The organism is Rossellomorea aquimaris (assembly GCF_020171925.1).
In the GTDB taxonomy this organism is placed as follows: Bacteria; Bacillota; Bacilli; order Bacillales; family Bacillaceae_B; genus Rossellomorea; species Rossellomorea aquimaris_F.
On record NZ_JAIVAR010000001.1, the window covers coordinates 461716 to 486542 of the forward strand.

The 24827-nt window shown below is 42.5% G+C and carries 24 protein-coding genes; 20 read left to right on the top strand and 4 right to left on the bottom strand.

Going from position 1 to position 24827, the window contains the following annotated elements; genetic code table 11:
* Position 1 precedes the first annotated feature (1 nt).
* From LCM10_RS02275 to LCM10_RS02320, 10 genes are all read left to right on the top strand, one after another.
* A complete protein-coding gene (locus tag LCM10_RS02275; RefSeq protein ID WP_224874325.1) occupies positions 2-1246 on the top strand; it encodes an aminopeptidase in 1245 nt (414 codons plus the stop codon).
* 102 nt (positions 1247-1348) lie between these two features.
* A complete protein-coding gene (locus LCM10_RS02280; RefSeq protein WP_224874327.1) occupies positions 1349-1747 on the top strand; it encodes a VOC family protein in 399 nt (132 codons plus the stop codon).
* Positions 1744-2766, top strand: coding sequence for a DUF2332 domain-containing protein (locus tag LCM10_RS02285; protein WP_224874329.1), 1023 nt, complete (start codon positions 1744-1746; stop codon positions 2764-2766). Before LCM10_RS02280 ends, LCM10_RS02285 begins: the two co-directional genes overlap by 4 nt.
* A 187-nt stretch (positions 2767-2953) precedes the next feature.
* Positions 2954-3727 (top strand): DeoR/GlpR family DNA-binding transcription regulator, encoded by a 774-nt coding sequence (locus LCM10_RS02290; protein WP_224874331.1) that lies wholly within the window; start codon positions 2954-2956, stop codon positions 3725-3727.
* A 73-nt stretch (positions 3728-3800) separates the two neighbouring features.
* Positions 3801-4361 carry a glycerol-3-phosphate responsive antiterminator gene (locus LCM10_RS02295; RefSeq protein ID WP_224874333.1) on the top strand — a complete coding sequence of 187 codons (561 nt, stop codon included), beginning with the start codon at positions 3801-3803 and terminating at the stop codon, positions 4359-4361.
* A gap of 270 nt (positions 4362-4631) precedes the next feature.
* Complete coding sequence (locus LCM10_RS02300) at positions 4632-5462, top strand: MIP/aquaporin family protein (RefSeq protein WP_224874335.1); 831 nt, start codon at positions 4632-4634, stop codon at positions 5460-5462.
* Between the two features lie 19 nt (positions 5463-5481).
* Positions 5482-6972 carry a glycerol kinase GlpK gene (glpK, locus tag LCM10_RS02305; protein ID WP_224874337.1) on the top strand — a complete coding sequence of 497 codons (1491 nt, stop codon included), beginning with the start codon at positions 5482-5484 and terminating at the stop codon, positions 6970-6972.
* 172 nt (positions 6973-7144) lie between these two features.
* Positions 7145-8806 (top strand): glycerol-3-phosphate dehydrogenase/oxidase, encoded by a 1662-nt coding sequence (locus tag LCM10_RS02310; protein ID WP_224874338.1) that lies wholly within the window; start codon positions 7145-7147, stop codon positions 8804-8806.
* Between the two features lie 190 nt (positions 8807-8996).
* Entirely contained in the window at positions 8997-9536 is a 540-nt protein-coding gene (locus LCM10_RS02315; RefSeq protein WP_224874340.1) for a hypothetical protein, read from the top strand.
* Between the two features lie 230 nt (positions 9537-9766).
* Positions 9767-10603: an SDR family oxidoreductase gene (locus LCM10_RS02320; protein WP_263621357.1), complete on the top strand. Its 837-nt coding sequence runs from the start codon at positions 9767-9769 to the stop codon at positions 10601-10603.
* Between the two features lie 79 nt (positions 10604-10682).
* On the opposite strand, the gene LCM10_RS02325 is transcribed toward LCM10_RS02320, so the two are convergent.
* The gene (locus tag LCM10_RS02325; RefSeq protein ID WP_224874342.1) at positions 10683-11156 is read right to left on the bottom strand and encodes a GNAT family N-acetyltransferase; all 474 of its coding nucleotides are present in this window, start codon (positions 11154-11156) and stop codon (positions 10683-10685) included.
* Between the two features lie 249 nt (positions 11157-11405).
* Complete coding sequence (locus LCM10_RS20810; RefSeq protein ID WP_412103356.1) at positions 11406-11543, bottom strand: putative holin-like toxin; 138 nt, start codon at positions 11541-11543, stop codon at positions 11406-11408.
* Positions 11544-11787: 244 nt separating this feature from the next.
* Here LCM10_RS20810 and LCM10_RS02335 point away from each other — a divergent pair, with 244 nt between their 5' ends.
* The 7 genes from LCM10_RS02335 to map all read left to right on the top strand — a co-directional run bounded on the left by LCM10_RS02335 (position 11788) and on the right by map (position 20136).
* Complete coding sequence (locus LCM10_RS02335; RefSeq protein WP_224874346.1) at positions 11788-12885, top strand: M24 family metallopeptidase; 1098 nt, start codon at positions 11788-11790, stop codon at positions 12883-12885.
* Between the two features lie 243 nt (positions 12886-13128).
* A complete protein-coding gene (locus LCM10_RS02340) occupies positions 13129-15291 on the top strand; it encodes a DNA topoisomerase III (RefSeq protein WP_224875574.1) in 2163 nt (720 codons plus the stop codon).
* A gap of 677 nt (positions 15292-15968) precedes the next feature.
* Positions 15969-16622, top strand: coding sequence for a type 1 glutamine amidotransferase domain-containing protein (locus LCM10_RS02345; RefSeq protein ID WP_318247462.1), 654 nt, complete (start codon positions 15969-15971; stop codon positions 16620-16622).
* A gap of 190 nt (positions 16623-16812) precedes the next feature.
* Positions 16813-17178, top strand: coding sequence for a CidA/LrgA family protein (locus LCM10_RS02350; protein ID WP_224874349.1), 366 nt, complete (start codon positions 16813-16815; stop codon positions 17176-17178).
* Positions 17171-17857 (top strand): LrgB family protein, encoded by a 687-nt coding sequence (locus LCM10_RS02355; protein WP_224874350.1) that lies wholly within the window; start codon positions 17171-17173, stop codon positions 17855-17857. Before LCM10_RS02350 ends, LCM10_RS02355 begins: the two co-directional genes overlap by 8 nt.
* An 83-nt stretch (positions 17858-17940) precedes the next feature.
* Positions 17941-19221, top strand: coding sequence for a DUF2254 domain-containing protein (locus LCM10_RS02360; RefSeq protein ID WP_224874351.1), 1281 nt, complete (start codon positions 17941-17943; stop codon positions 19219-19221).
* Positions 19222-19392: 171 nt separating this feature from the next.
* Complete coding sequence (map, locus tag LCM10_RS02365) at positions 19393-20136, top strand: type I methionyl aminopeptidase (RefSeq protein WP_224874352.1); 744 nt, start codon at positions 19393-19395, stop codon at positions 20134-20136.
* Between the two features lie 81 nt (positions 20137-20217).
* On the opposite strand, the gene LCM10_RS02370 is transcribed toward map, so the two are convergent.
* On the bottom strand, positions 20218-20373 hold the full coding sequence (locus LCM10_RS02370; protein WP_224874353.1) for a hypothetical protein: 156 nt from the start codon (positions 20371-20373) through the stop codon (positions 20218-20220).
* 298 nt (positions 20374-20671) lie between these two features.
* Here LCM10_RS02370 and LCM10_RS02375 point away from each other — a divergent pair, with 298 nt between their 5' ends.
* On the top strand, positions 20672-21478 hold the full coding sequence (locus LCM10_RS02375) for a LysM peptidoglycan-binding and 3D domain-containing protein (protein WP_224874354.1): 807 nt from the start codon (positions 20672-20674) through the stop codon (positions 21476-21478).
* A gap of 417 nt (positions 21479-21895) precedes the next feature.
* Positions 21896-22474 carry a 3D domain-containing protein gene (locus tag LCM10_RS02380; RefSeq protein ID WP_224874355.1) on the top strand — a complete coding sequence of 193 codons (579 nt, stop codon included), beginning with the start codon at positions 21896-21898 and terminating at the stop codon, positions 22472-22474.
* Positions 22475-22530: 56 nt separating this feature from the next.
* Here the strand turns inward: LCM10_RS02380 and LCM10_RS02385 are convergent, their stop codons facing one another.
* Positions 22531-23010, bottom strand: coding sequence for a GNAT family N-acetyltransferase (locus LCM10_RS02385; RefSeq protein ID WP_224874356.1), 480 nt, complete (start codon positions 23008-23010; stop codon positions 22531-22533).
* Between the two features lie 265 nt (positions 23011-23275).
* Between LCM10_RS02385 and LCM10_RS02390 the strand changes: the two genes are divergently transcribed.
* Entirely contained in the window at positions 23276-24805 is a 1530-nt protein-coding gene (locus tag LCM10_RS02390; RefSeq protein WP_224874357.1) for a BCCT family transporter, read from the top strand.
* Positions 24806-24827: the final 22 nt, after the last annotated feature.

Genomic DNA, 24827 nt, shown 5'->3' on the forward strand with positions numbered 1-24827 from the left:
CATGAAGATACATACGAACGAATTTCAAAAGAAGTTGGATCAATATGCCGAGCTTGCCGTCAAGGTTGGTGTGAATATACAAGCTGGGCAGGATTTATGGGTCGCTGCGCCGCTTGGGACAGAGGACTTGATAAGAAAAATTGTCAGGCATGCATATGCTGCTGGTGCGAAAAGCGTGCATGTGCAGTGGGAGGATGAAGAAATCATTCGGGCTCATTATGAGCTTGCCCCGGATGAAACATTTCAGGAATTCCCGATTTGGCTGTCTGATGCATTTGAATGGGTAGTCGATAGGAAAGGGGCTTTTCTTCAAGTTGAATCACAAGACCCCGACTTGTTAAAGGGAATCAATCCAGAAAGGATCCAGGATTTTGAGAAAGCGAAAGGTTTTGCTCTGGATCGGTTTTATGAAGCAATCGACAATGATTCGATCAGCTGGTCGATTATCGCGATGCCGTCAGAGAAGTGGGCTTCAAAGGTATTTCCGCAACTCGATAAGGAAAGACAGGTGGAAGCTTTATGGGATCGCATCTTTTCAGCGGTTCGGATTGGTTGCAGTGACCCCGTGGCAGAATGGAGAAACCATATCAGTAGTCTGAGAGAGAAAGCAAACGAACTCAACAATTTGAAGTTGAGAGAATTGCACTACAAGGCTGATGGAACTGATCTTACCGTTGAGCTGCATGAAGATCATCTTTGGTTGACAGGTGCAAGCCGAACACCGGATGGAGTTGACTTCATTGCCAATATGCCGACGGAAGAAGTGTACACGGCCCCTGTCAAAACCGGAGTCAACGGGACCGTCAAGAGTACGAAGCCGCTCGCCTATAACGGAAATGTGATTGAGGATTTCACCCTGACTTTTGAAAAAGGGAGAATTACAGGATTGACTGCAGGGAAGGGTCAGGAAATATTGGAGAGATTGATTGAAACAGATGAAGGGGCATGTTACTTGGGTGAAGTTGCACTTGTCCCACATAAATCCCCAATTTCTGATACTGGCATATTATTCTTTAATACACTTTTTGACGAGAATGCTTCCAATCATTTGGCGATCGGTTCCGCCTATCCGACATGCTTGAAAGATGGACATGACATTCCTGATGAGGAAAAAGAGGGGCTAGGATTGAATGAAAGTATCGTTCACGAGGACTTCATGATTGGTTCTGCCGATATGAGTATTGATGGGGTCCTGCAAGATGGAAGCACAGTCCCGATCTTTAGAAAGGGCGACTGGGCATTTTAATCAACAGCACCTCTAGGTAATGAGTCTGTAAAATGCTTTGGGGGACAGGGGAATGAAGGACGACTCCCATTGTTGGAACCCAAGTTGAAAGGGGATGGAAGGATGATTTATGAAATGACCATTCAGGTGAGGGTGCCTGATATGGACAAAGGCCAACGGTGGTATGAGACACTTTTATGTAAAAAACCGGATTTTGTTCCACACGAAGGATTTGCCGAGTGGGAGCTGCTACCCTGCTGCTGGCTGCAAGTAGCCGAAGGGGAACCTGCGGCTGGGAGTGGTCCCCTCCGGCTTGGTGTGGAGGACATCGAAGCGGAAAAAACGCGACTACTCTCTTCGCTGGGGATCGAGGATTTTCCCGTCCATTCCAGGAGTGAAGTCCCGGTCAAGTGGGGGACCTTTGACGATCCATGGGGAAACCGCATTGGATTGTTTCAGTATATCGATCAGGAAGAAATCCAGAAGAGAATTGTTTCGCGAGTCAGGAGGCATATTCAATGAGCTTAGATAACCTTTCAAGGAAGTTCAATGCTTTTGCTGAACTTGAATGTCACCTTTCCAGTCCATTATATGAATTCCTTTCGTATCAAATCGCAAAGGATGATGAGCTTCTAGGGATATGCAACCATTGCAGGGAAGGACAACCTATCCCGAATCTTTTGTTCGGTTCCGTACACTTCCTCTTAATGGAGGATTCAACACATCCATTACGTGATTATTACAGTAGCATCGTCAATGAACCTTTACCGATCAAGGATTCCTTTCCACCTTTCAAAGATTTTTGCTTGCAGAATGAAAAACAATTGATTCAGCTTCTACAGACCAAACTCGTCCAAACCAATGAAGTGAGAAGATGCGCTTATTTATACCCTGCATTTTGTTATATGTATGAGCAGGTGAAAAAACCGCTGGCACTTATTGAGATTGGAACAAGTGCAGGGGTACAGCTTGCATGGGATCACTATCAATATAGGTATCATCAGAACGATGCAACGGTTGGGGATTCATCTTCAGGTGTTATCATTGATTCTATGATTAAAGGAGGAGCCGCTCCGCCTCTCCATTCGGTTCCACCCCCGGTATCAACAAGGATTGGTTTTGATCTTCACATTAATAATGAAGAGGACTTTCCTTGGCTTCTGGCATTGATCTGGCCAGAGCATCATGAAAGGAGAAATCTCTTCGTTTCAGCAGCCAATTACATTAAATCCATGGCTCTTGACCTCATTGAGGGTGATGGAGTCGAATTACTTCCAATAAAGGCAGAAGAAATACCAAGTGAACACACGATTTGCGTGTTCCATACTCACGTTGCGAATCAACTCCCCCAGGCTGCCAAAGAAAATCTTCAGAAAACAATCAAAGAGCTGGGACGTAAAAGGGATGTATTTCATTTATACAATAATATGTGGGATCGTAAGCTGCACCTGGATTCTTATCTAAATGGTGAAGAGGTCAAAAGGACGATAGGAGAGACGGAAGGACACGGGAAATGGTTTGAATGGAATATACATTCATAAATACCTTTGTATTGAAGCTGCCGAAGGCCATTCGGCAGCTATTTTATTCGAAAATGATCGATGGCTGTGCTTTCTCTACGTAATACACTGATAGTGAAATTACGTAGATTTGACAAAACATGATTAAAAAGGCAATAATACGAATATATCGGAAATTAAAACAGAACGAAACGGAAGTGGTGTGTGGATGTTCTCTGAAGAAAGAAGGGAGAAGATTTTAGAGAAAGTTGAAACCAACGGACGGGTGTTAGCGAAGGATCTTGCTGAAGAATATAACGTTTCGATCGATTCGATCCGCAGGGATTTAACGATCATGGAAGAAGAGGGTTTATTGAAAAGGACTCATGGTGGTGCAATCCCCAACCAAAAAGCACGAAAAAGCCCTCAGCCAAGAACAAGCAGGTACGGCACGGGAGATGCTTCTCAACAGGCCATTGCAAAGGCAGCAGTTGAATATATAAGAAAAGGTGATGCAATCTTTATCGGGGGGGCTTCCATCCATTATGTTATGATGGAACATCTACCAAGGACGTTCCCATTCACCGTAGTAACCAACTCTGTCGAGATTGCCTATCATCTTAGAGACTTGTCCAATGTTGAAACCTATCTAATCGGGGGATTGATGAAAGAATCTGGAAATATGACTGACGGCTTGGCCAACGAGTTTGCAAAGCAATTCACTGTAGATGTAAATTTTTTGACAGCCGGGGGAATATCGGAAAAAGGAATAAGTACGGCTACACCTGAGGTTGCACTTTTCCACAAGACGGTTCTGTCGAATGCCAGGAGGAACATAGGGCTGATGGAAAGTGTGAAGATAGGGGAAAGTCTTTTCTCACGCATGACAACATCACTATCCGTATTGGACGTTCTCATAACGGATGATGAAGTGATTGAAGGCAATCTCGACATGCTGAAATCACATGGTGTAAGGGTACGATTGGTACAAGGTGATGAGTAAATGAACAAGAGATGGAAAGCACTACTGAATTAGAACAGTCCATGTTAAATGAATATTGAAGAAGGTGATGGTTATGAGCTTTGAAGGGCAAAAAATACTTCCGGCCGTCAGATCCATGAAAGAATTCGATAAAATGCTCGACACTTCTTATGAGTATGGTGTATTTATGGATTTGCATGTCGGAATGCTGAAGAGCGTGTTTCAATATGCAAAACAACAAAAGCGTAAAATGTTTCTCCATATAGATCTCATCCACGGATTGGCAAACGATGAATTCGGTGCGGAATATGTATGTCAGGAGATAAAGCCTTATGGCATCATATCGACAAAGGGCAATGTAATCAAAAAGGCACGGCAGAAAGGAGTTTATGCGACGCAGAGAATGTTCGTCATCGACTCGAGTGCCATGAACCGAAGCATTGATTTCATCCAAAAAACCGACCCTGATTTCATTGAGGTACTTCCAGGGGTGGTCCCTAAAATCATTACCCAGATAGGTAAGGAAACAGGTAAACCGATTTTTGCAGGCGGACTCATTGAGACAGTTGAAGAGGTGGAGGAAGCGATTGCAGCAGGCGCTACTGCGATTACAACTTCCGATCGCACACTCTGGAAGCATTTTGACAAAAAATGATGAATCGATAAAAATTTTTCGACACCCATTGACACCGTTTTCAAATCATCGTAAGATAAGAACCAAGTTAATACATTAAGTAAAAGAGATCAAGAGACTTACGTGAGCTATGCCCATTTGGCGGCTTTTATCGTAATGTCTCTTTTTGGTTTTTCGTTGCAATCGGTTTTCTCTTTATGATTTTTGGATAAATACTAGTACACTTTTAATTTACCAATCTTGAAAACGTTCTCTTTTACGAAAATTTCAAAGCGAAATGAGGGAGTAAGGATGACAGCTTTTCTAGGTGAAGTGATCGGTACAGCATTACTTATCATTTTTGGAGCAGGCGTGTGTGCCAATGTGAACCTGAAAAAATCCTTTGCTTACCAATCAGGGTGGATTGTGATCACATTCGGTTGGGGACTTGGGGTCGCGATGAGTGTGTACGCGGTCGGTCAGTTCAGCGGCGCACATCTAAACCCTGCAGTCACACTGGGACTTGCATTTAACGGGGATTTCCCTTGGAGCCAGGTACCACAATATATCTTGGCCCAAATGATCGGTGCGATCATCGGTGCAGCCATTACCTATCTTCACTTCTTGCCTCACTGGCATGCAACGAAGGATCCCGCAGTGAAATTAGGGGTTTTCGCAACAGGACCCGCAATCCCGCATGTTTTTTCGAATCTGTTGAGTGAAATCATCGGAACTTTTGTTTTGGTGGTAGGATTATTATCAATCGGGGCGAATACATTTACAGATGGATTGAATCCTTTCATTGTTGGTTTCCTTATCATTGCAATTGGCATCTCACTCGGAGGGACAACTGGCTATGCCATCAATCCTGCCCGTGATCTTGGGCCGAGGATCGCTCACCACCTTCTTCCGATCCCGGGAAAGGGACCTTCAAACTGGGGGTATTCCTGGATTCCGGTACTTGGTCCAGTATTAGGTGGATCTTTCGGAGGGGTGTTCTATAAAGCAGTATTTACAGGACAATTCACGACAAGCTTTTGGGTCGTATTCATATCGACGCTTTCGGTGCTGGGAATTGCCTATTTTAGCGACAGGAAATTGACACTTTCTCAAAAAGTAGAAAAATTATCGACTGAAAACTAAATTCTCGGGAGGAATCATCATGGAAAAATATATTTTGTCATTAGACCAAGGAACCACAAGCTCAAGAGCCATCCTTTTTAACAAAAAAGGTGAAATCGTTCATACGAGTCAGAAGGAGTTCACGCAACATTTTCCTAAGCCGGGCTGGGTGGAGCATAATGCCAATGAAATATGGGGATCCATCTTGTCCGTTATTGCAACCGTTTTATCCGAGTCAAATGTAAAGCCTGAACAGGTTGAAGGAATCGGCATTACCAACCAGCGTGAAACAACGGTTGTATGGGATAAAGAAACGGGCATGCCGATTTATCATGCCATCGTATGGCAATCCAGGCAGACCGCTGAAATTTGTGAAGAATTGAAAGCAAAGGATTTAAATGATACCTTCAGGGGGAAAACAGGTTTATTAATTGATGCTTACTTCTCAGGTACTAAAGTGAAATGGATCCTCGATCATGTAGAAGGAGCACGTGAAAAGGCGGAGAACGGTCAGCTCTTATTCGGTACGATCGATACTTGGCTGATCTGGAAGATGTCTGGTGGAACAGCCCATGTCACTGACTATTCCAACGCATCAAGGACATTGATGTATAATATCCACGAATTGAAGTGGGATCAAGAGCTTCTGGATATTCTCGGGGTTCCGGCTTCGATGCTACCGGAAGTCAGGCCATCATCTGAAGTATATGCAAAGACCGTGCCTCATCATTTCTTTGGGCAAGAAATCCCGATTGCCGGGGCAGCAGGCGATCAGCAAGCAGCATTATTCGGACAAGCCTGCTTTGAAAAGGGTATGGGAAAGAACACATACGGTACCGGCTGCTTCATGCTGATGAATACTGGTGATAAAGCCGTTGAATCAGAGAATGGCCTCCTGACGACGCTGGCATGGGGAATTGACGGGAAGGTGGAGTATGCACTCGAAGGTAGTATATTTGTAGCCGGGTCTGCCATCCAATGGCTTCGTGATGGACTGAGAATGTTGAAAGATGCCAAGGACAGTCAATTATATGCTGAAAAGGTTGATTCCACGGATGGCGTATATGTTGTCCCGGCATTCGTAGGCCTAGGTACACCCTATTGGGACAGTGATGTAAGAGGTTCTGTCTTCGGTTTGACCAGGGGGACTTCCAAAGAACATTTTGTACGTGCAACCTTGGAATCACTTGCTTATCAGACGAAGGATGTTCTGACTGCCATGGAGGCAGATTCAGGGATTGCACTTAAGAAACTCCGAGTGGATGGAGGGGCTGTGAAGAATGATTTCCTCATGCAGTTCCAAAGTGACTTGTTGAATGTTCCCGTGGAGCGACCTGTCATCAATGAAACGACGGCACTTGGTGCAGCATACCTTGCAGGTCTGGCAGTCGGTTATTGGAAGGATCGCGAAGAAATATCCAACCAATGGAACAAAGACAAGGAATTCGATCCAAACATGACGGATGGAGAGCGCGAAGAATTATATGGTGGTTGGAAAAAAGCTGTTAACGCTGCCATGGCTTTTAAATAATTGGAATGTATGTTATGATGATTACAAGTTAATAAAACGGTAAGAGACCCGGAGAGACCAATCTGCATTATGGACTTCATATTCCATGATGTTAGTTTTGGTCTCTCTTTTTTTGGATATACACTTACTTATAGAATTCATACAAGACTGTTTGTTCAGGAGGAATCATATTATGACGTTTTCAAGCACAGCAAGACAAGAAGTGAAAAATCAATTAAGCAACAGCCAATTTGATCTCATCGTCATTGGTGGAGGAATTACAGGTGCAGGTATCGCACTCGATGCATCAAAGCGGGGAATGAAGGTTGCACTGGTTGAAATGCAGGACTTCGCATCAGGTACATCAAGTCGTTCCACGAAGCTCGTTCATGGAGGATTGCGCTACCTGAAACAATTCGAAGTGAAAATGGTTGCAGAAGTCGGGAAAGAAAGGGAGATCGTTTATGAAAACGGACCCCATGTAACGACTCCGGAGTGGATGCTTCTTCCGCTTCACAAAGGGGGCACATTCGGGAAATTCAGTACTTCCATCGGGTTGAAAGTATATGATTATCTTGCAGGGGTCAAAAAAGGTGAAAGGCGCACCATGTTATCAACTGCCGAGACTCTTTCCAAGGAACCGTTAGTCAAGAAAGACGGTCTCAAAGGAGGCGGATACTACGTTGAATACCGTACCGATGACGCCCGCCTGACGATTGAAGTCATGAAAGAAGCAATCGCACATGGAGCGACGGCCATTAACTATACCAAATCCCAAAGATTCTTATATGAAGACAAAAAAGTGGTCGGGATTGAAGCGGAAGATCTCATCGATGGGGAAACGGTTGAAATCCGCGGAACAAAAATCGTCAATGCCGCAGGGCCTTGGGTCGATGAAGTGAGAGGTAAGGATTACAGCACAAATAATAAACAGCTCCGCTTGACCAAAGGTGTCCACATCGTCATTGACCAAAGCAAGTTCCCGTTGAAGCAAGCGGTCTACTTCGATACACCTGATGGCAGGATGGTATTCGCGATTCCAAGGGACGGAAAGGCATACGTCGGTACCACTGACACATTTTATGATAAGAATAAGGCGACTCCACGCATGACGACAGAAGATCGGGACTATATTCTGAACAGCATCCATTATATGTTCCCTGAAGTCAAGGTGACAAAGGATGATGTAGAGTCAAGCTGGGCTGGAATTCGCCCGCTCATTTACGAAAAAGGGAAAGATCCTTCCGAAATCTCCCGAAAAGATGAAATTTGGGAAGGGGACAGCGGCCTCATCACCATCGCCGGTGGAAAGTTGACAGGGTACCGTAAAATGGCAGAGACTGTCGTGGACCTTGTCTCCAAACGACTGAGGGAAGAAACGAAAGTGAAATTCCCTGCAGGTTCCACGAAAAATATGCCGATTTCTGGAGGTCATGTCGGAGGATCAAAAAATCTCGGTTCCTTCATTGATCAGAAGTCGAAAGAAGCCTTGCAATATGGGCTGACAGAAGAAGAAGGACGTCAGTTGGCTGGGATGTATGGATCCAACGTCGATCAGTTGTTCAAGCTTGCCCATGCCTATAGTGGTACATCTGAAGAGAAGTCCATTCCAGCAACCTTATATGCCCAGCTCATTTATGCCATCCAGGAAGAAATGGCTGCAACTCCCGTCGACTTTTTCATCCGTAGGACGGGTGCGATGTTCTTTGACCGTGCTTGGGTTGAGAAATGGCATGTTCCAGCGATCGAAATCATGTCGAAATTATTGAACTGGACAGATGATCAAAAAGAAAAATATTCAAAAGAACTTCAAAATGAACTAAAGAATGCTGTCGTACCGGCAGATCAGCAGTAAGCATAGAAAAAACAGCAGGGGGATCCCCTGCTGTTTTTTTATGGGGTATATTCATAATATTTGGTATAATGGTTCATATGGGATAATAAGATTGGCAATAATTTGACTTTCTCTGAGAATCAAAGAGCAGCCATTATGGAAGCTTACGTACGTAATTATGTTTTATTTGCTAAATGGTAGGAGGGATGCAGTGAAGAAAGGTAGCCGATTTGCGAAAGTGTTAGTCATGGTCATCGTAAGTTCAATCATCTCTACGATCGTGGTGGATCTGTTCGATAAACGTGCTCTCCTCACTACCGAAGAGAATCTTGCTACGCATTTTGAGGAATTCAAAAATGAAGGAGCTTACGACGTAAAGGTTGTCATGAAAAGAAAAATTGGGAATCGATATGTTCTTCTATATGCGTTAAATGGTCAGGAAAAGAGAGTCGGAATTGCTTATTATATAAAAAAGAATGTGCTTCCCTTGTATGAACTTGTCAGGGATGAAGAAGCGAAGAATGCGTCAGTGGGCTCAAGCTTTTTTACGAACGAACAATTCATTGTTTATGGTAAGCAAATTGCAGCAAAGTCATTTACATATCGGAGTGATCTCGAGTTTAAAGAAGTCCGTTTACCGAATGAACCTTACTTCATTCATGTAGAAAGCTATCATGGACAGCTTGCGGTGCCTTTATTGTCTTTCAATGATGATCATGGAAAGGTCATTACGACCGTTCCTGCCAAGTGAGCTTTTATGCTTAAAATTATATAAATATATGAATGTGTGCGGAAATCATCATACAATTTAGCACATATAAGCAGATGAGGTTATATCGCTTTTTGATGAGTTTGATGGATTGAGGGGAAAGCAGTACACTTAATAATGAAATTGACACCATATCCTCGACTTGACGGCTTCAATGGGATGAAGCCGTCTTTTTTATATATAACAATAAGGCTTAATGTGGGGGGATCATCATGAAAAAGCTCGCGTTAGTTACAGGAGCAAATAGCGGATTCGGGATGCTGTCATCACTCGAATTGGCAGGAATTGGCTATCGGGTGATTGCCACGATGAGAGATCCAACTAATGCAGGAGAACTATTGAAGAGAGCAGAAGAGCTTCGAATTTCAAAGCAGATCTTGATTGAACCGTTGGATGTGTCCAGTTCTGAATCTATAAAAGCGTTTAAAGAAAGGATCAGCCACTATTCGTCAATCGATCTGTTGCTGAATAATGCAGGATTTGCAATCGGAGGATTTGTCGAAGAGGTGAGTATAGAAGAATATAGGGAACAATTTGAAACAAATGTCTTTGGCGTCATGGCTGTCACACAGGCTGTATTACCTTTCATGAGAAAGGAAGGGAAAGGGAAGATCATCAACATGGGCAGCATCAGTGGACGATTTGGATTCCCGGGGCTCAGCCCTTATGTTGCATCCAAGCATGCACTTGAAGGATATAGTGAAAGCTTGAGGCTAGAGTTGAAACCATTTGGCATTGAAGTCTTCTTGATTGAACCAGGTTCGTTTCAAACGAATATCTGGACATCCGGAAAGAAAATAGCTCCTCGCTCTCTTGTCACTTCTTCACCCTATTTCTCCTATATGAACAAAATCGAATCAGAAATGGCAAAAGAAAAACGGGGGAATCCTGCTGAAATTGCACAAATCGTCAGAGCAATTGCCACCGGCAAAATACATTCTTTTCGAATCCCTGCAGGCAAGGGTGTGCGTTTTACTATTTTTATGAAAAGTATTCTGCCATGGAGAATGATTGAAAAAGTGGTATTAAGGAAATTAAAAGTAAGATGAACAGTTGGAAAAAGGTTCATGTTCATCGCTATGAAAGTCTAAAAAGACTGAAAAACGCATTGCCTAAATAGCTTAGAGGTCACGCCTCTAAGCTTGTCGTTTTTTCCATGAATAGAAACATCGTTTCTTCTCTTGGGAGCCTTTCTGTTTTATACCCACCATATCCGAGGTTTTTATAAAAACGGATGTTCCTCTCACTCTTGCTCCCCGTAAATAATTCGAATCGAAATCCGGTAAACCTTCTTTCAATTTCATTCATCAGCTCTTTTCCGAATCCACGCCCCTGGAAGTCAGGATGCACCATTAATTTCATAATATGACATGTCCCGGCTGATTCTTTCGCACGGACAGAGCCAATGGTTTTACCGTCCAAGACCAGCTTAAGGACCACGTGTTCAGAAAACGCCATTTCTACGTCTTCAATTGTTTGAAGAAGAGGTTCAATTTCATAATTCCCATCTATTTCTGCTTCACTGACATATGCCAGTTTCTGAATTTGGAGGATTTCACCTGCGTCTTCAATCGACGCCTCCACAATCATTTTTTTCATCATAACTAACCTCCTAACAAAATATATTATCACTAACATATTCTTGTTTTAGAAGAAAAATCCCTCTACAAATAGAAGTTGATTTTCACCGTCTTCTATACTATCTTAAAAGTAGAGCATAACTAATAACAAAGAGACACCGGTTGCAGCCGATGTCTCTTGCCACACAGCACCTGCAAGGAAAGCAGTGGCCCAATAGAGAAAGGAAATAACTCTGCCCTTCAAAAGTTTAGGCGCTTAACGAGGGTGGGGTTATTTCTTATTGTCGTTCGAAATAACAATGGCAATGATGGAGACGATCAAAGAGCTAAATGTTATCATTAGCGTCAAAGCCTCATACGTTGTCACTATAGGCACCACCTCCCTTAGCCAGGAAGTGGCCACTCCCACCCTACATTATGCTGTGTATTCAAATTATATCACAGAATGTCCGTGCTCTTTATAGGCTGAAGGAAGGATATGGTACACCCTGTCAAATAAACACATGGGTGTTTTTTTGTTACTCTGTATGGAAGAGTGCAGAAGGATATTCACATCAATAAGTGGAACATTTCACTGAATCATAAAAATATGTTAGCATAGTTATGCTCATATTAACCGATTACATAAAGTGAGACTCAAGGAGGAACTAAGAATGCAACATCGATTAGAAAACTTCAAACAATGGTTGAAAGATGAAAAGATTGAAGCTGCTTTCATTAATTCAACTGAAAACGTATTTTATTTAACCAATTTCCATACGGATCCACATGAACGATTGATGGGTCTATTCGTTTTTCCTGAAGCCGATCCTTTCGTGATCGTACCGGGAATGGAAGCTCGCCAAGTAAAGGATGCTGGATGGAATGATGAAGTGATTGGCTATTCCGATCACGAGAACCCTTGGGATTTCATCAACGAAGCAATCGAAAAGCGCGGGGTGAAGGGGGATAAGGTCGGCTTTGAAGCTGAAGTATTGACGTATGGTCGCAGTCAATCATTTTTAGCCAACTTTAAACAAGCGGATGTTATCAATGTAGAGGATAAACTGAACAATATGCGAGTTGTCAAAGACGAGCAGGAAATTGAAATTATGCGCAGGGCAGCTGAAATGGCAGATTTCGGTGTGGAAGTCGGTATCGGTGCCCTAAAAGAAGGCATAACAGAAATGGAAGTATTGGCGAAAGTTGAATATGAATTAAAGAAAAAAGGAATCCGCGAAATGTCCTTCTCCACTATGGTACTATTCGGGGAGAAAGCTGGCGATCCGCACGGGAATCCTGGTTCTAGAAGGCTGAAAGCCGGAGATCTGGTCTTATTCGACCTGGGAGTGGTCCTTGAAGGGTATACGTCAGACATCACCCGTACAGTTGCTTTCAAATCTGTGTCAGACAAGCAAAGGGAAATTTATGATACTGTACTGAAGGCTGAACTAGCATCCCTGGAAGCGAGCAAACCAGGAAACCGTATAGGAGATCTAGATCAAATCGCGAGAGATATCATCACAGAGGCAGGCTACGGAAATTACTTCCCGCACAGGATCGGGCACGGACTGGGAATCAATGTACATGAGTTCCCTTCCATGAGCCATCTGAATGAAGGCATCCTGAAAAAAGGGATGACGTACACCATCGAACCTGGAATCTATGTTCCGGAAATCGGCGGTGTCAGGATTGAAGATGACGTCCTCATCACGGAAGAGGGCTATGAAACATTGACTAAGTTTCCAAAAGAGCTTCAGATTATCGAGTAACTCTAGAGCTGGAAGAGGCCGGGACGATACGAATCATCTTATGTCCCAGCCTCTTTTTATGTTTTATTAGCCACATTAGCCTTAAATCAGAGACAGGACGCACATTCGCTCTTCTTCGCGATTCCACACATCAACTCTATCTTCTATGGATAATTAATAGACCCACTCCACACTTTCGCAGAACAAAGGTTCGCTGAATCATGATATAATAATAGAATATTAAAAAAGGATAGGAGACATATGATGAAAGTTGTGATTGCCGAGAAACCCGATCAAGGGGCAACTTTAGCAAAGCCGTTTCCTCATCGGAAGAAACAAGGTTACATTGAAATTGGCCCGAATGAGGTCTTTCCGAAGGGCGCTTATATTACATGGGCAGTCGGGCACCTCTTTGGACTACAGGCCCCCGAGAAGTATGATAGCAAATGGAAGAAGTGGTCGATGGATGACCTTCCCATCATTCCAGCCAGGTTTCAATATGAACTCTCAAGATCCAAAGCCAAACAATTTACGGTGATAAAGGGACTCCTCCATAAACAGGAAGTGACTGAAATCATCCATGCAGGCGATGCCGGGAGGGAAGGGGAACTGATCATCCGAAACATCATTTCCATGGCCCGCGTACAAAAGCCAATGAAGCGTTTGTGGATTTCATCCCTCACGGAAAAGGCCATCGTCAACGGCTTTAATCAATTAAAAGAAGAAAGAGAACTAAGGGACTTATACTACGAAGCCTATTCCCGTGCATGTGCCGATTGGCTTGTTGGGATGAATGCCTCAAGGGCATATAGCATCCTCCTTAAACAAAGAGGGATGTCTGATGTATTTTCAGCCGGACGCGTACAGACCCCTACACTCGCTTTGATTGTAAAGCGCGATGAAGAGATCGAAAATTTTAAAAGTGAACCCTTCTGGGAAGTGAAAGCTGATTTCGAGGTCAGTGGTCATACCTACGAAGGAACCTGGCATAAAAATGACGAATCACGCATCGATTCAGAAAAGCTTGCACGAAAGATTGCCGCCTTCTGCGAAAATAAACCTGTTGAGGTCAAAGAAGTGAAAACGGACAGGAAAGAGTTCTCGCCACCGTTGTTGTTCAATCTTTCTTCCCTGCAGGCGACCATCAACAAGATGTTTAAATATTCGCCTAAAAAAACGTTGGATATCGTCCAGAAACTATATCAAAAAGGGATCGTTTCGTACCCCCGATCGGACTCTCAGTATGTAACGAAAGGTGAAGCAGAAACGTTTCCCGACATCCTTGAGAAATTGAAGCAATTCAACCCTTATAAACAGTGGATACCAGTACCGAATGAAAGCCTGATGAATAATAAACGTTTCGTAAACGATGCGAAAGTATCCGATCACTATGCCATCATTCCAACTGAGCAGGTAACTGACCCGGACACTTTGTCAATGGAAGAGAAAAAAATATATGATGTCATCATCAAACGATTCATCGCTGCCCATCATGATAAAGCGATCATCAATTACACAACCATCACAACCCTTGTCGATCAGCGTGCAGAGTTTTTGTCAAAGGGGAAACAAGTGTTGAAGGAAGGCTGGAGGAAAATCATTGTAGAAAATGAGAAAGAAGACGAACCGCTCCTCCCTCCTGTCGTCGAACAAGATCAAGGACTGGTCAAAAAGGTAACAACAAAGGAAGGAAAAACACAGCCACCTAAACGATATACAGAGGGTCAACTGATCACTCTAATGAAAACAGCAGGGAAATTCATCGATAATGACGAACTTGAAAAAGTCCTCAAACAAACGGAGGGACTCGGTACAGAAGCCACTCGGGCAGGGATCATCACGATGCTAAAGGACAGGCAGTATATCGAGATTCGTAAGAATATCGTCTTTCCTACTGATAAAGCCAAAGTCCTGATACGGGCCATGGGGAAAAATGTTTTAGCTTCAGCTGAAATGACAGCAAAGTGGGAGCAACGCCTTCAGCAAATCGGTAAAGGCAATGCTTCAGCACCGGAATTTTTAGAACAAGTGAAAAAGCTAAGCCATGTCCTCATTCAAAACGCAAAGGATGAAGCGGGAAATTGGAATTTCGATGGCCTTGATACCGAATCCATCCAGAGGGCACCCGGAAAGAATGGAAAAAGAAGTGGGAAAACCCCACTTGGTCCTTGTTTGAAGTGTGGGGGAAAGGTAGTGGATAAAGGGAAGTTCTATGGATGTAACAATTATCAAAAAAATAAATGCAGCTTCACAATATCCAAAAGCATCCTCTCAAAGAAGATCACTGGAACGATTGTCAAAAAAGTGCTGAAAGATGGTAAATCGGATCGGATTGATGGATTTAAAAAGGGAGACAAGCAATTCTCCGCTTATCTTGGGTGGGATGCCCAGCAAAAGAAAATTCAGTTTTTATTTGATGTGAACTAAAGTCTGACATTGATTGGTTGAAATAAAAGATGGGCAGGGATAGAAGATTTCTTACCTGCCTATCATAATAGTGACGATTCTCTAGCGGGAGAGTCGTCATTTTTTATTGTCTTTTTTCGTAAACGTTGTTGTTTTTGAAGAAATAGGTAGTTGATGATTTGCGCAACAGGCACATGCTTTCCGCGTGATGTTTGAAAAATCAAAGTCAAGAAAACCTGCATTTTTACTATATTTTTATGGTTTACGACTCGCTCCAGCCCTGACTTGAAAGCTTGTATATAGAGTGATCCAGCACGAGGGGAATTAGAGTATGATGGATTTTGCATTACTAATTGCCCTATGTTAACGAAAACCGACTTTAACGGCAGAATTATTATAATGAAGGGGTGAAAAATCTGGACGAAGGGTAGAATTATCTCGATAACGGCACAATTATTTATTTTAAAGGGTGAATTACTCCCGAAACTACGATTAGACTCCGTATTTCTTAGTACATCCTTGTTGCAGAGCACTTGCAGACCATCAGAGAAATTGTTGATTTTAAACCTGCTCTAGGCGGGGAGGTTTGCTTCGCGACTCTTTTAAGGGGGTATTTTTCTGTATCGTGTTTAAAATCTTCAAGAATGGATAAAACAAATATGTACTCAGTAGATAACATTGAAACAGGAGGGTGTACAGTGAAAAAAGTATTAATGGTCCTTACAAATGAGAGTAAAATCGACGAAGAACATGAAACCGGATTATGGTTATCCGAGTTTGCCGAACCATTTGAAGAATTTAGAAAACAAGGGTTTGAAGTTGATGTTGCAAGTCTTAAAGGTGGCAGGATCCCACTTGATCCGAACAGCCTTGATGATGAGAATGTCGAGAAGTGGAAAGGTGTAACGAAAGAGCTTGACCAGACGCTGGTCCTTTCTCAATTAAACGTTCAGGAATATGATGGCATATTCCTTCCAGGGGGACATGGAACGATGTTTGACCTGCCGGACAGTCCCGAACTTCAACAAGCGCTTGTTCATTTCGCAGAAAACAATAAAGCGATCGGAGCGGTTTGCCATGGCCCTGCAGGATTTGTGGGAACAAAGCTATCAAATGGAGATTGGCTTGTAAGTGGAAAGAACCTTACAGGTTTCACTAATGAAGAAGAACAGCAAACAGGCCTAGATTCCCTTATGCCGTTCCTTTTGGAATCAAAACTTAGGGAACAGGGTGCGCAATTCGAAAAATCAGACGCTTGGAGCGATCATGTGATGACGGATGGAAAGTTTGTAACCGGCCAGAATCCTCAATCAAGCCAATCAACGGCTGAAGCTTTCGTCAAGGTACTTTAAAAGAGAATATGACAGAGTAAATAAGATTGCAACCTCACATTAGTGATTGCCATTTAAAAGCCATGGAGTTTCCCTCCATGGCTTTTTTGCTCCACGATAAAACAAGTTATCCCTAAACAAATGCCCTTTCCCTTCAATAATTGTTTTCTTATGTTAAAATCATCAAAGAACAAATCGAAGGAGGCAACTCATGCCGAAAGTCATCATTCAAATCTTGATTCTTTGCTTATTATTCGAAGCAGGAAGATGGATAGAGAAATTCTTTCATTTGCCGATACCAGGGAGTATCATCGGGATGCTTATTTTATTTTCATTATTGATTTCAGGTATTATGAAGGAACGTCTATTGTTAGAAGGAGCAAATTTCTTTTTGAAATATTTTTCATTTTATTTTTTACCTTTGTCTGTTAGTGCGGTCGTGCTGGGACCGTTTCTACTTCAATATGGATGGAAACTCATCTTGATCTTATGCGTCAGCGTATTAGCGGGTTTCGCAGCGACTTCATTATGGGTGCGGGCATATATGAAGGTGAAGGAGGGAGGGTCATATGATTAATCTGGTGTATATGGTTATTTCCATAGCCTTTACGTTTTTTACGTTCTTGCTTTCCATTAAGATTCATCGGTTATGGCCTTCACCTTTGACAATCCCGATTTTCTTAAGTTCTTCCGCACTCATCTTCACATTGTGGATTACGGATATTCCATACGAAACTTATGCAGAAGGAACTGAAATCATCACATATATGCTGGGGCCAGCAACGGTGGCTCTTGCATACCCTCTATATCAGTTCAGGGGCATACTTGTACGGAACTGGAAGCCGATCATATCGGGTATCCTGATCGGAAGTGCCGTATCGATGGTCACCTCTTATTTTCTTGGTGTCTTCATGAATATACCCCAAGACATCAATCGTTCCTTGCTCGTAAAGACCATTACCACCCCTGTGGCATTGGACATCGGAAGGTTGATTGGTGCCAAGATTGAACTGATTCCTGCCATAGTGATCATCACAGGAATATCAGGAGCGATGTTCCTGCCATTCCTTTTAAACATGCTGAATATCAGGCACCCGATTGCCAGGGGTCTGCCTTTTGGTGTCATCTCGCACGGAATCGGGACTGCCCAGGCATATAAGGAAGGAGAACGGGAGGCAGCGGTCAGTGGTGCTGCCATGGCGCTGACAGCCGTCATCACGTCGATTGTCATACCGATCCTTTTTCTCTTTGTTTGATTTAAACCCCGGAAGGGGAAGATAATTTAGAAGGGAAGGACGTCCTTCCCCTTTTTCTTCTGCAACTGAAGGGGTGATATAATGTGAAGAAATTATTTATGAAGATCAAGAAAGGGCTATGGTTAGTTCCTGCTGCTTATAGTCTGGCATCACTAGGTTTGGCCATCTTGACAATAACGCTCGATACGTATTGGATTCATAAGATCGAACCCTTTCTGCCACAAGCAATGCTCACAAGCATCGACCTTGCCCAAACCGTGCTGAGTGCCATTGCGTCTTCCTTATTGACGATGACTACCTTTACTTTTTCCACCATCATGGTTGTTTTAACAACTTATTCTTCCCAGTTTTCACCTCGGACACTTCAGAACTTTGTGAAGGATAAAACGACATTGAGGGGATTGGGAATCTTCCTTGGCGGTTTCATTTACTCCATCATTTCTTTGTTATTCATGAGGCAAACACTTGAGGAACACCTGGTGTCATCGGCATTCGTTGGGGTTCTTTATGCCATAGTGTGCCTTTCATTCTTCGCCTATTTCATCCATCACATCGCCACCTCCATTCAAATTAGCAGGCTCGTCGAAAGACTGGAGGAGGAAGCGCTGAAAGTCTTGAAATTCTATAAAAAACTGCAAGCCGAACACTCTGTAGAAACCTATAAGGAGATCCCGGAAGAGCAATATACGACCATGTATGAGGCAAGGGCTCCCAAATCAGGATTCATTCAATATGTCGATTTCTCGGATATGATCAAGGCAGCATCCGAAGAACAAGTGCTGATTGACTTCAGAAAGGAAGTCGGTGACTTTGTGAAGGAGGGGGAAGTCATCTTCAACATTTACGGTTCAAAAGGAATACAGACGGATTTCATCACATACATCTTTATCGGAAGGGAAAGAATGGGTGAATACGATTTAGCTTATTCTCTACAGAAAATTGTTGAAATTGCATTGCGGGCCATTTCACCAGGCATCAATGATCCTAATACTGCAAGGGACGCCATTAAATATATTGGTGTCATCTTGAGTGAAATGAATGAATTGAGGGACGGAGTTGTCAGAATGAAAGATGAAGCAGGTGAAAACAGGGTGTTCTTTCATCTCTTTTCTTTCAATAAGATCCTATATAAAACGTTTTATCAATTGGTCCATTATGGGAAGGGGGATATCTCCGTCATACTATCCATAATGGATGCATTGATCATGATATATAATGAAGTCGATACAAGTAGAAAACATATCATCTTCGATTTTCATAACTATCTGGTTCATGGCATGAATAAAGAAGAAATGCAGGAATGGGACCTCTATTATCTGAATAAGAAGATCGAGCAGCTCACTCCTGATGAAAGCAATCATTAGGCTATACCGTTGATGAGCAACTTCGAAAGTTAAGGCTTCAATGACATGACAATCCTGTGCGTCTTTCCTGTAAGTGTTCATCAATAGTGTTCAGCAGAGCTTTTCCTTTAAAAACATGAATCGTTTAGGTATAGTAAGAGAAGATGAAAATTTAAAGAGAAGGAAGATAGTATGATTGTAAAAACAGATGAAGAATTACATGCATTAAAAGAAATCGGGCGAATTGTCGCGTTGATCAGAGATGAACTCAAATCTCAAACGAAGCCTGGCATCACAACAAGGGAGCTTGATGAAATCGCCGGTAAAATGTTCGAGGAACACGGTGCGGTTTCCGGGCCAAAAGCTGAATATGACTTTCCGGGCTACACATGCATCAGCGTGAATGAAGAAGTGGCTCATGGCATTCCTGGGGATAGGGCCATTCAAGACGGAGATCTAGTGAACATTGACGTTTCCGGATCTAAGAACGGATATTACGCCGATACAGGAATTTCTTTCGTAGTAGGAAACGGAGATCCGGAACTTGAGGATTTGTGTGAAGCTGCATTAAAATCGTTTGAAGCAGGTCTTCGTAAAGCGAAAGCCGGATCAAAACTGAACGGAATCGGGAAGGCTGTGCATAATGAGGCGAAAAAGAATGGCTATACCGTCATTAAAAACCTTACCGGACACGGAGTTGGTAAATCATTGCACGAAAAACCAGATCATATCCTGAATTATTTCGATCCTTGGGATAACGGTCTACTAAAGGATGGGATGGTCATTGCATTTGAACCGTTCGTATCACGAAGGGCACAAAATGTAATCGAAAAAGGGGATGGCTGGACGTATATCACGCCAGATAAAAGTCTCGTTGCACAAATTGAACATACCATCATCATCACAAAGGATGAACCGATTATCCTGACTCGATGATAAAAAAGGTGCTGACCCGATAGGATTCAAGGTCAGCACCTTTAATTTTTTGTCTTTTGGACTGGTAGCTAAAAAGGGCTTTTAAACAATTTTTGTTTTTCCACATTCCTGGCACTTTCTATAGAATTTGCCGTCGAGCACCCTTGACTTGAATACATTATTACCACATTCGCATCGGCCAGAGTGTTCATCCGGCTCGTCTTTATAAAGTACAATATTCTCCTCTTGATTCTCCATCAACTTGACCTCCTTCAATGATTGACACGTGTTATTAGTATAAATCCGTAAGTGTGGATTGTTAAGTGAAATTGCAACAAGTTCTAAATATATACATACTTGCCATCTATAACTAGTTAATTGGTTTATTATTCCTCAAAATGATAGATTATACAGGAAAACGCTATATATTACAGCCATGAAATAGTTCTGACGCATGATTATCATTTTCTTGTTATTGTATTGAGATTTTACTATGTTAGTATTTTCCCTGTTAGCAAAAATAAATACCGCTAGCTACATAAGGAGGAATTTTTCTATGAAACTAAAAAAATCGATTATCTCTGTTGCTGCTTTCACTACTCTGGCAGTATCTGGTGGTGCTAGCGCTTCAGCACAAGATATCGAAGTCAAAAAGGGAGATACGCTATGGGGATTGGCGAAGGAATATGGAACATCTGTTGATCAGCTTAAAAAATGGAACAACTTAGGCTCGGATCTCATTTTCCCAGACCAAGAGCTCAAAGTATCCTCTAAAGAATATTATACGGTAAAAAAAGGTGATACTCTATGGGGAATCTCATCACACTATGGTATTTCAGTGGACAGCCTTCAAGGTTGGAATGCGCTTGAATCCGATTTGATCATCCCTGGACAGGAATTATTAATTAATTTAGACGATAAAGGGACTTCAGCTCCTGTAAATACTTCTGATCAGGGAGAGGCTGAGACAACTACAGCTCCAGAAGAGGCACCAGAAGTAGCTCCAGAAGCTGAAGCAACTGAAGCAAAGACTGCAGACGCTGCACCTCAGCAGGAAGAGGCAGTATCAAAAGAACTGACCGTGGAAGCAACGGCCTATACAGCAGAATGTGACGGCTGTTCAGGAGTTACGGCTACAGGTGTCAATTTAAAAGAGAACCCTGATGCAAAAGTGATTGCAGTAGACCCGGATGTCATTCCATTAGGCTCTAAAGTGTATGTTGAAGGATACGGTTATGCTACCGCAGAGGATACAGGAAGTGCGATCCAAGGGAATCGCATCGACGTATTTATCCCATCTAAAGACCAAGCAACGGATTGGGGAAGAAAGACAGTTAACGTGAAAATTATCGAAACAAAATAATTACGATAGATCAGCCCATCAGGAATCGTTTCCTGATGGGTTATTTTTGTTTGGGTGTGTCTGTAAATCGTGTTGTTTATAAAAAAGCGATCTCTTGCATGGATTCGGGTTGCTATGCTTAAGAGGGCTATACAAAAAATAAATACAAGTTATGCGAAATGGTTTTGAATCAAATGGTGTGAAACTCCTAACGGTTATTCTTTCAGTCCCATTTATGTCATTTTTTAATTAAATAAGGATATTGGCACTTAAATAGGTGTGATTGATCGAAATAGTTCCACTATTTCACCATATTACAGTGATGTCATCTAATTGTTATAGGTTTATAAACAGATTGATATCGAATTGAGGCGTGTCTATGTTACCATTTCTTCTGTTGGTTTTAATTCATGACCACAGAAGGAGGATTTTTACAATATGAAAAAAGTATTATTTTCCATTATTTCCTTCACCTTCATTCTCTCAATCGGGGTACTATCTGTCGAGGCAGATACTGACGATAACACTGAAAAAGCACTAAATGATTATCATAATATCAAGAAAGGCGATATCTTATGGGAAATCGCCAATCGTTATCATATATCCATTGAAGAAGCAGTTACCCGACAAGAACTACTTGAAAACGGAGTTACCGTAAACGGTGAAGAATCTCAAGATCAAGGTGTGAAGACAGCCACATCAGAAGAAAATGATAGCAAGGTCACGAAGGAAGTCAACGTGACGGCTACGGCCTATACCGCACATTGTGAAGGCTGTATCGGTATCACGAAGACAGGGGTGGACTTACTTTCCAATCCTGATGCGAGGGTCATTGCTGTGGATCCCGATGTCATTCCACTAGGATCAAAAGTTTATATTGAGGGGTACGGATATGCCCGTGCCGAAGATACAGGCGGTGCAATTAAAGGGAACCGCATAGACATCTATATGGAACATGAACAGGATGCTCTCGAATATGGTGTCAGAGACGTAAAAGTGAAAATAATAGAGGAATAAGTAAAAAGTTCACCCGACTGCGGGTGAACTTTTTTTGTTTAACATTCGGTTAGACATCAGCCACATATATCCTTACGGAGCAGAATCTCATCCATTATCGGAATTCCATTGCTGGCATAATGGGGGATCGAAGGTTTTTGTTTTCTGGCCCCTGCAACAGCATCCGGGATGATTTTTACAATCCTGAATCCTTTCTTCTGATAGAAAGCCAGTGCATCCATGTTGTCATTCGTGGTGATTAATTCAATCGATGAAACTTCCTCTCCCATAACAGCCTTCTCTAGTTCCTTGATGAGCAGTGTTCCGATTCCTTTTCCTTTTTCCACGGCATCAAGTGAAACGACTTCCACTTTTCGTCCTTTTTCGATGAATGTCAGCACTCCCTTTATGAGATGACCTTCCATACAGACAAATCCATCAAGCGACAAGCAATCATAATGACCTGTCGAGATGATCATCTCTGTACCGCCCCAATGTTTCAGGAAAAAATCCCGTCTTTTTTCTTCTTCTAATGTTTTGAAAGGTATGATGATCATTTGATGCTCCTTAGTGGTTTTTCCTTCAGATAATATTTTTGTTCTATTTTCTTTATTTTAATTGAAAATAAATGGAATGAAAACGCTCTAGTGGCAAACAATAGGGGAAATATATAGTTTTTGCTTGATTTTTGAACATTAATTTTGGTAGGGTAACAAATGTTGGTTTGAAGAGCGGGAGACAGGGAAAAAGAATATGGACCTAATTATTACTTCACTATCCGCAAACATTGAAACAAAAACAATTTAAGAAAGGGGATATTTTATGAAACGCATATCAAATGTTTTCTGGATCACAGTTGTCATTGTAGCGGCGGCTGTTGCATACGGAGTCATTGCTCCAAAATCCTTTGAAACCGTCACAGCAAATATGCAGACGTTTATCACGTCAACGTTTGGTTGGTATTATCTCATCCTAGTAACCGTGATCGTGATTTTCTGTATATTCCTGATATTCAGTCCTATGGGTACCATTAGGCTGGGTAAGCCGAACGAGGAGCCTGAATATACAAAGGGGACATGGTTTGCCATGTTATTCAGTGCCGGCATGGGGATCGGACTTGTTTTCTGGGGAGCCGCTGAGCCGCTTTCCCATTTCATGACCCCTCCACTTGCAGAAGGTGGGACGAATCAAGCTACGAAAGAGGCAATGCGTTATACATTCTTCCACTGGGGCATCCATGCCTGGGGAATCTATGCGATTGTCGCTCTTGCCCTTGCTTATTACAAATTCCGCAAAGATGAGCCGGGATTGATTTCTGCAACATTAAGGCCGGTATTTGGGAACAAGGTTGATGGTATTCTAGGCACCGTCATTGATGTCCTTGCCGTCTTTGCTACGGTGGTCGGTGTAGCAACCACGCTTGGATTCGGTGCTGCACAAATCAATGGAGGTCTTTCTTATCTCCTGGGAATACCTAATAATTTCACTGTCCAATTCATCATCATCGCAATTGTGACCGTGCTGTTCATGATTTCGGCATGGTCTGGACTGAGTAAGGGAATCAAATACTTATCCAATACAAATATGGTCTTGGCCATCGGGTTGTTCGTCCTTGTCTTTTTCATTGGGCCGACATTATTGATTCTGAATATGTTCACAGACACAATCGGTGCGTATATCCAGAATATCGCGGCAATGAGTTTCAGGATTGCACCGTTGAATGAGGAGCATCGCTCTTGGATCAATGGTTGGACCATCTTCTACTGGGCTTGGTGGATTTCATGGTCTCCTTTCGTCGGTATCTTTATTGCCCGCGTATCACGAGGCAGAACGATCAGGGAATTCCTTATCGGGGTACTGCTTCTGCCTGCACTTGTCAGCTTTCTTTGGTTTGCTGCATTCGGTACTTCAGCAATCGAGATGCAAAAGGCTGGTATGGATTTAACTCAATTTGCGACAGAAGAAGTGTTGTTTGCCATGTTTGACAGTTTCGAATGGTCTACAATCCTGTCAGTAGTAGCGATCACACTGATTGGTACGTTCTTTATCACTTCTGCCGATTCTGCTACATTTGTGCTTGGGATGCAAACGACTTATGGTTCACTTACTCCTCCTAACTATGTGAAGTTGACTTGGGGGATTGCACAATCAACGGTCGCATTGATCCTATTGTACAGCGGTGGATTACAAGCATTGCAGAATGCATTGATTGTCGCTGCGTTACCATTCTCCATTATCATGGCACTCATGATGGTATCACTGTATAAATCACTTAATCATGAGAAGAAGGAACTTGGTTTATATATTAAGCCTAAACCAAGAAAACCCTCAGACACTCATGAGAAAATATAAGGTTTAACAAAAGCGCCCACAT

Bases quoted from the DNA above. Each gene is read 5' to 3' on its own strand.
- LCM10_RS02300 (WP_224874335.1), top strand. From the start codon at position 4,632: ATGACAGCTTTTCTAGGTGAAGTGATCGGTACAGCATTACTTATCATT.
- LCM10_RS02355 (WP_224874350.1), top strand. From the start codon at position 17,171: ATGATTAATCTGGTGTATATGGTTATTTCCATAGCCTTTACGTTTTTT.
- LCM10_RS02275 (WP_224874325.1), top strand. From the start codon at position 2: ATGAAGATACATACGAACGAATTTCAAAAGAAGTTGGATCAATATGCC.
- LCM10_RS02375 (WP_224874354.1), top strand. From the start codon at position 20,672: ATGAAACTAAAAAAATCGATTATCTCTGTTGCTGCTTTCACTACTCTG.
- LCM10_RS02380 (WP_224874355.1), top strand. From the start codon at position 21,896: ATGAAAAAAGTATTATTTTCCATTATTTCCTTCACCTTCATTCTCTCA.
- LCM10_RS02350 (WP_224874349.1), top strand. From the start codon at position 16,813: ATGCCGAAAGTCATCATTCAAATCTTGATTCTTTGCTTATTATTCGAA.
- glpK (WP_224874337.1), top strand. From the start codon at position 5,482: ATGGAAAAATATATTTTGTCATTAGACCAAGGAACCACAAGCTCAAGA.
- LCM10_RS02335 (WP_224874346.1), top strand. From the start codon at position 11,788: ATGCAACATCGATTAGAAAACTTCAAACAATGGTTGAAAGATGAAAAG.
- LCM10_RS02285 (WP_224874329.1), top strand. From the start codon at position 1,744: ATGAGCTTAGATAACCTTTCAAGGAAGTTCAATGCTTTTGCTGAACTT.
- map (WP_224874352.1), top strand. From the start codon at position 19,393: ATGATTGTAAAAACAGATGAAGAATTACATGCATTAAAAGAAATCGGG.
- LCM10_RS02370 (WP_224874353.1), bottom strand. From the start codon at position 20,373: ATGGAGAATCAAGAGGAGAATATTGTACTTTATAAAGACGAGCCGGAT.
- LCM10_RS02385 (WP_224874356.1), bottom strand. From the start codon at position 23,010: ATGATCATCATACCTTTCAAAACATTAGAAGAAGAAAAAAGACGGGAT.
- LCM10_RS02290 (WP_224874331.1), top strand. From the start codon at position 2,954: ATGTTCTCTGAAGAAAGAAGGGAGAAGATTTTAGAGAAAGTTGAAACC.
- LCM10_RS02295 (WP_224874333.1), top strand. From the start codon at position 3,801: ATGAGCTTTGAAGGGCAAAAAATACTTCCGGCCGTCAGATCCATGAAA.
- LCM10_RS02310 (WP_224874338.1), top strand. From the start codon at position 7,145: ATGACGTTTTCAAGCACAGCAAGACAAGAAGTGAAAAATCAATTAAGC.
- LCM10_RS02320 (WP_263621357.1), top strand. From the start codon at position 9,767: ATGAAAAAGCTCGCGTTAGTTACAGGAGCAAATAGCGGATTCGGGATG.
- LCM10_RS02390 (WP_224874357.1), top strand. From the start codon at position 23,276: ATGAAACGCATATCAAATGTTTTCTGGATCACAGTTGTCATTGTAGCG.
- LCM10_RS02280 (WP_224874327.1), top strand. From the start codon at position 1,349: ATGATTTATGAAATGACCATTCAGGTGAGGGTGCCTGATATGGACAAA.
- LCM10_RS02325 (WP_224874342.1), bottom strand. From the start codon at position 11,156: ATGATGAAAAAAATGATTGTGGAGGCGTCGATTGAAGACGCAGGTGAA.
- LCM10_RS02340 (WP_224875574.1), top strand. From the start codon at position 13,129: ATGAAAGTTGTGATTGCCGAGAAACCCGATCAAGGGGCAACTTTAGCA.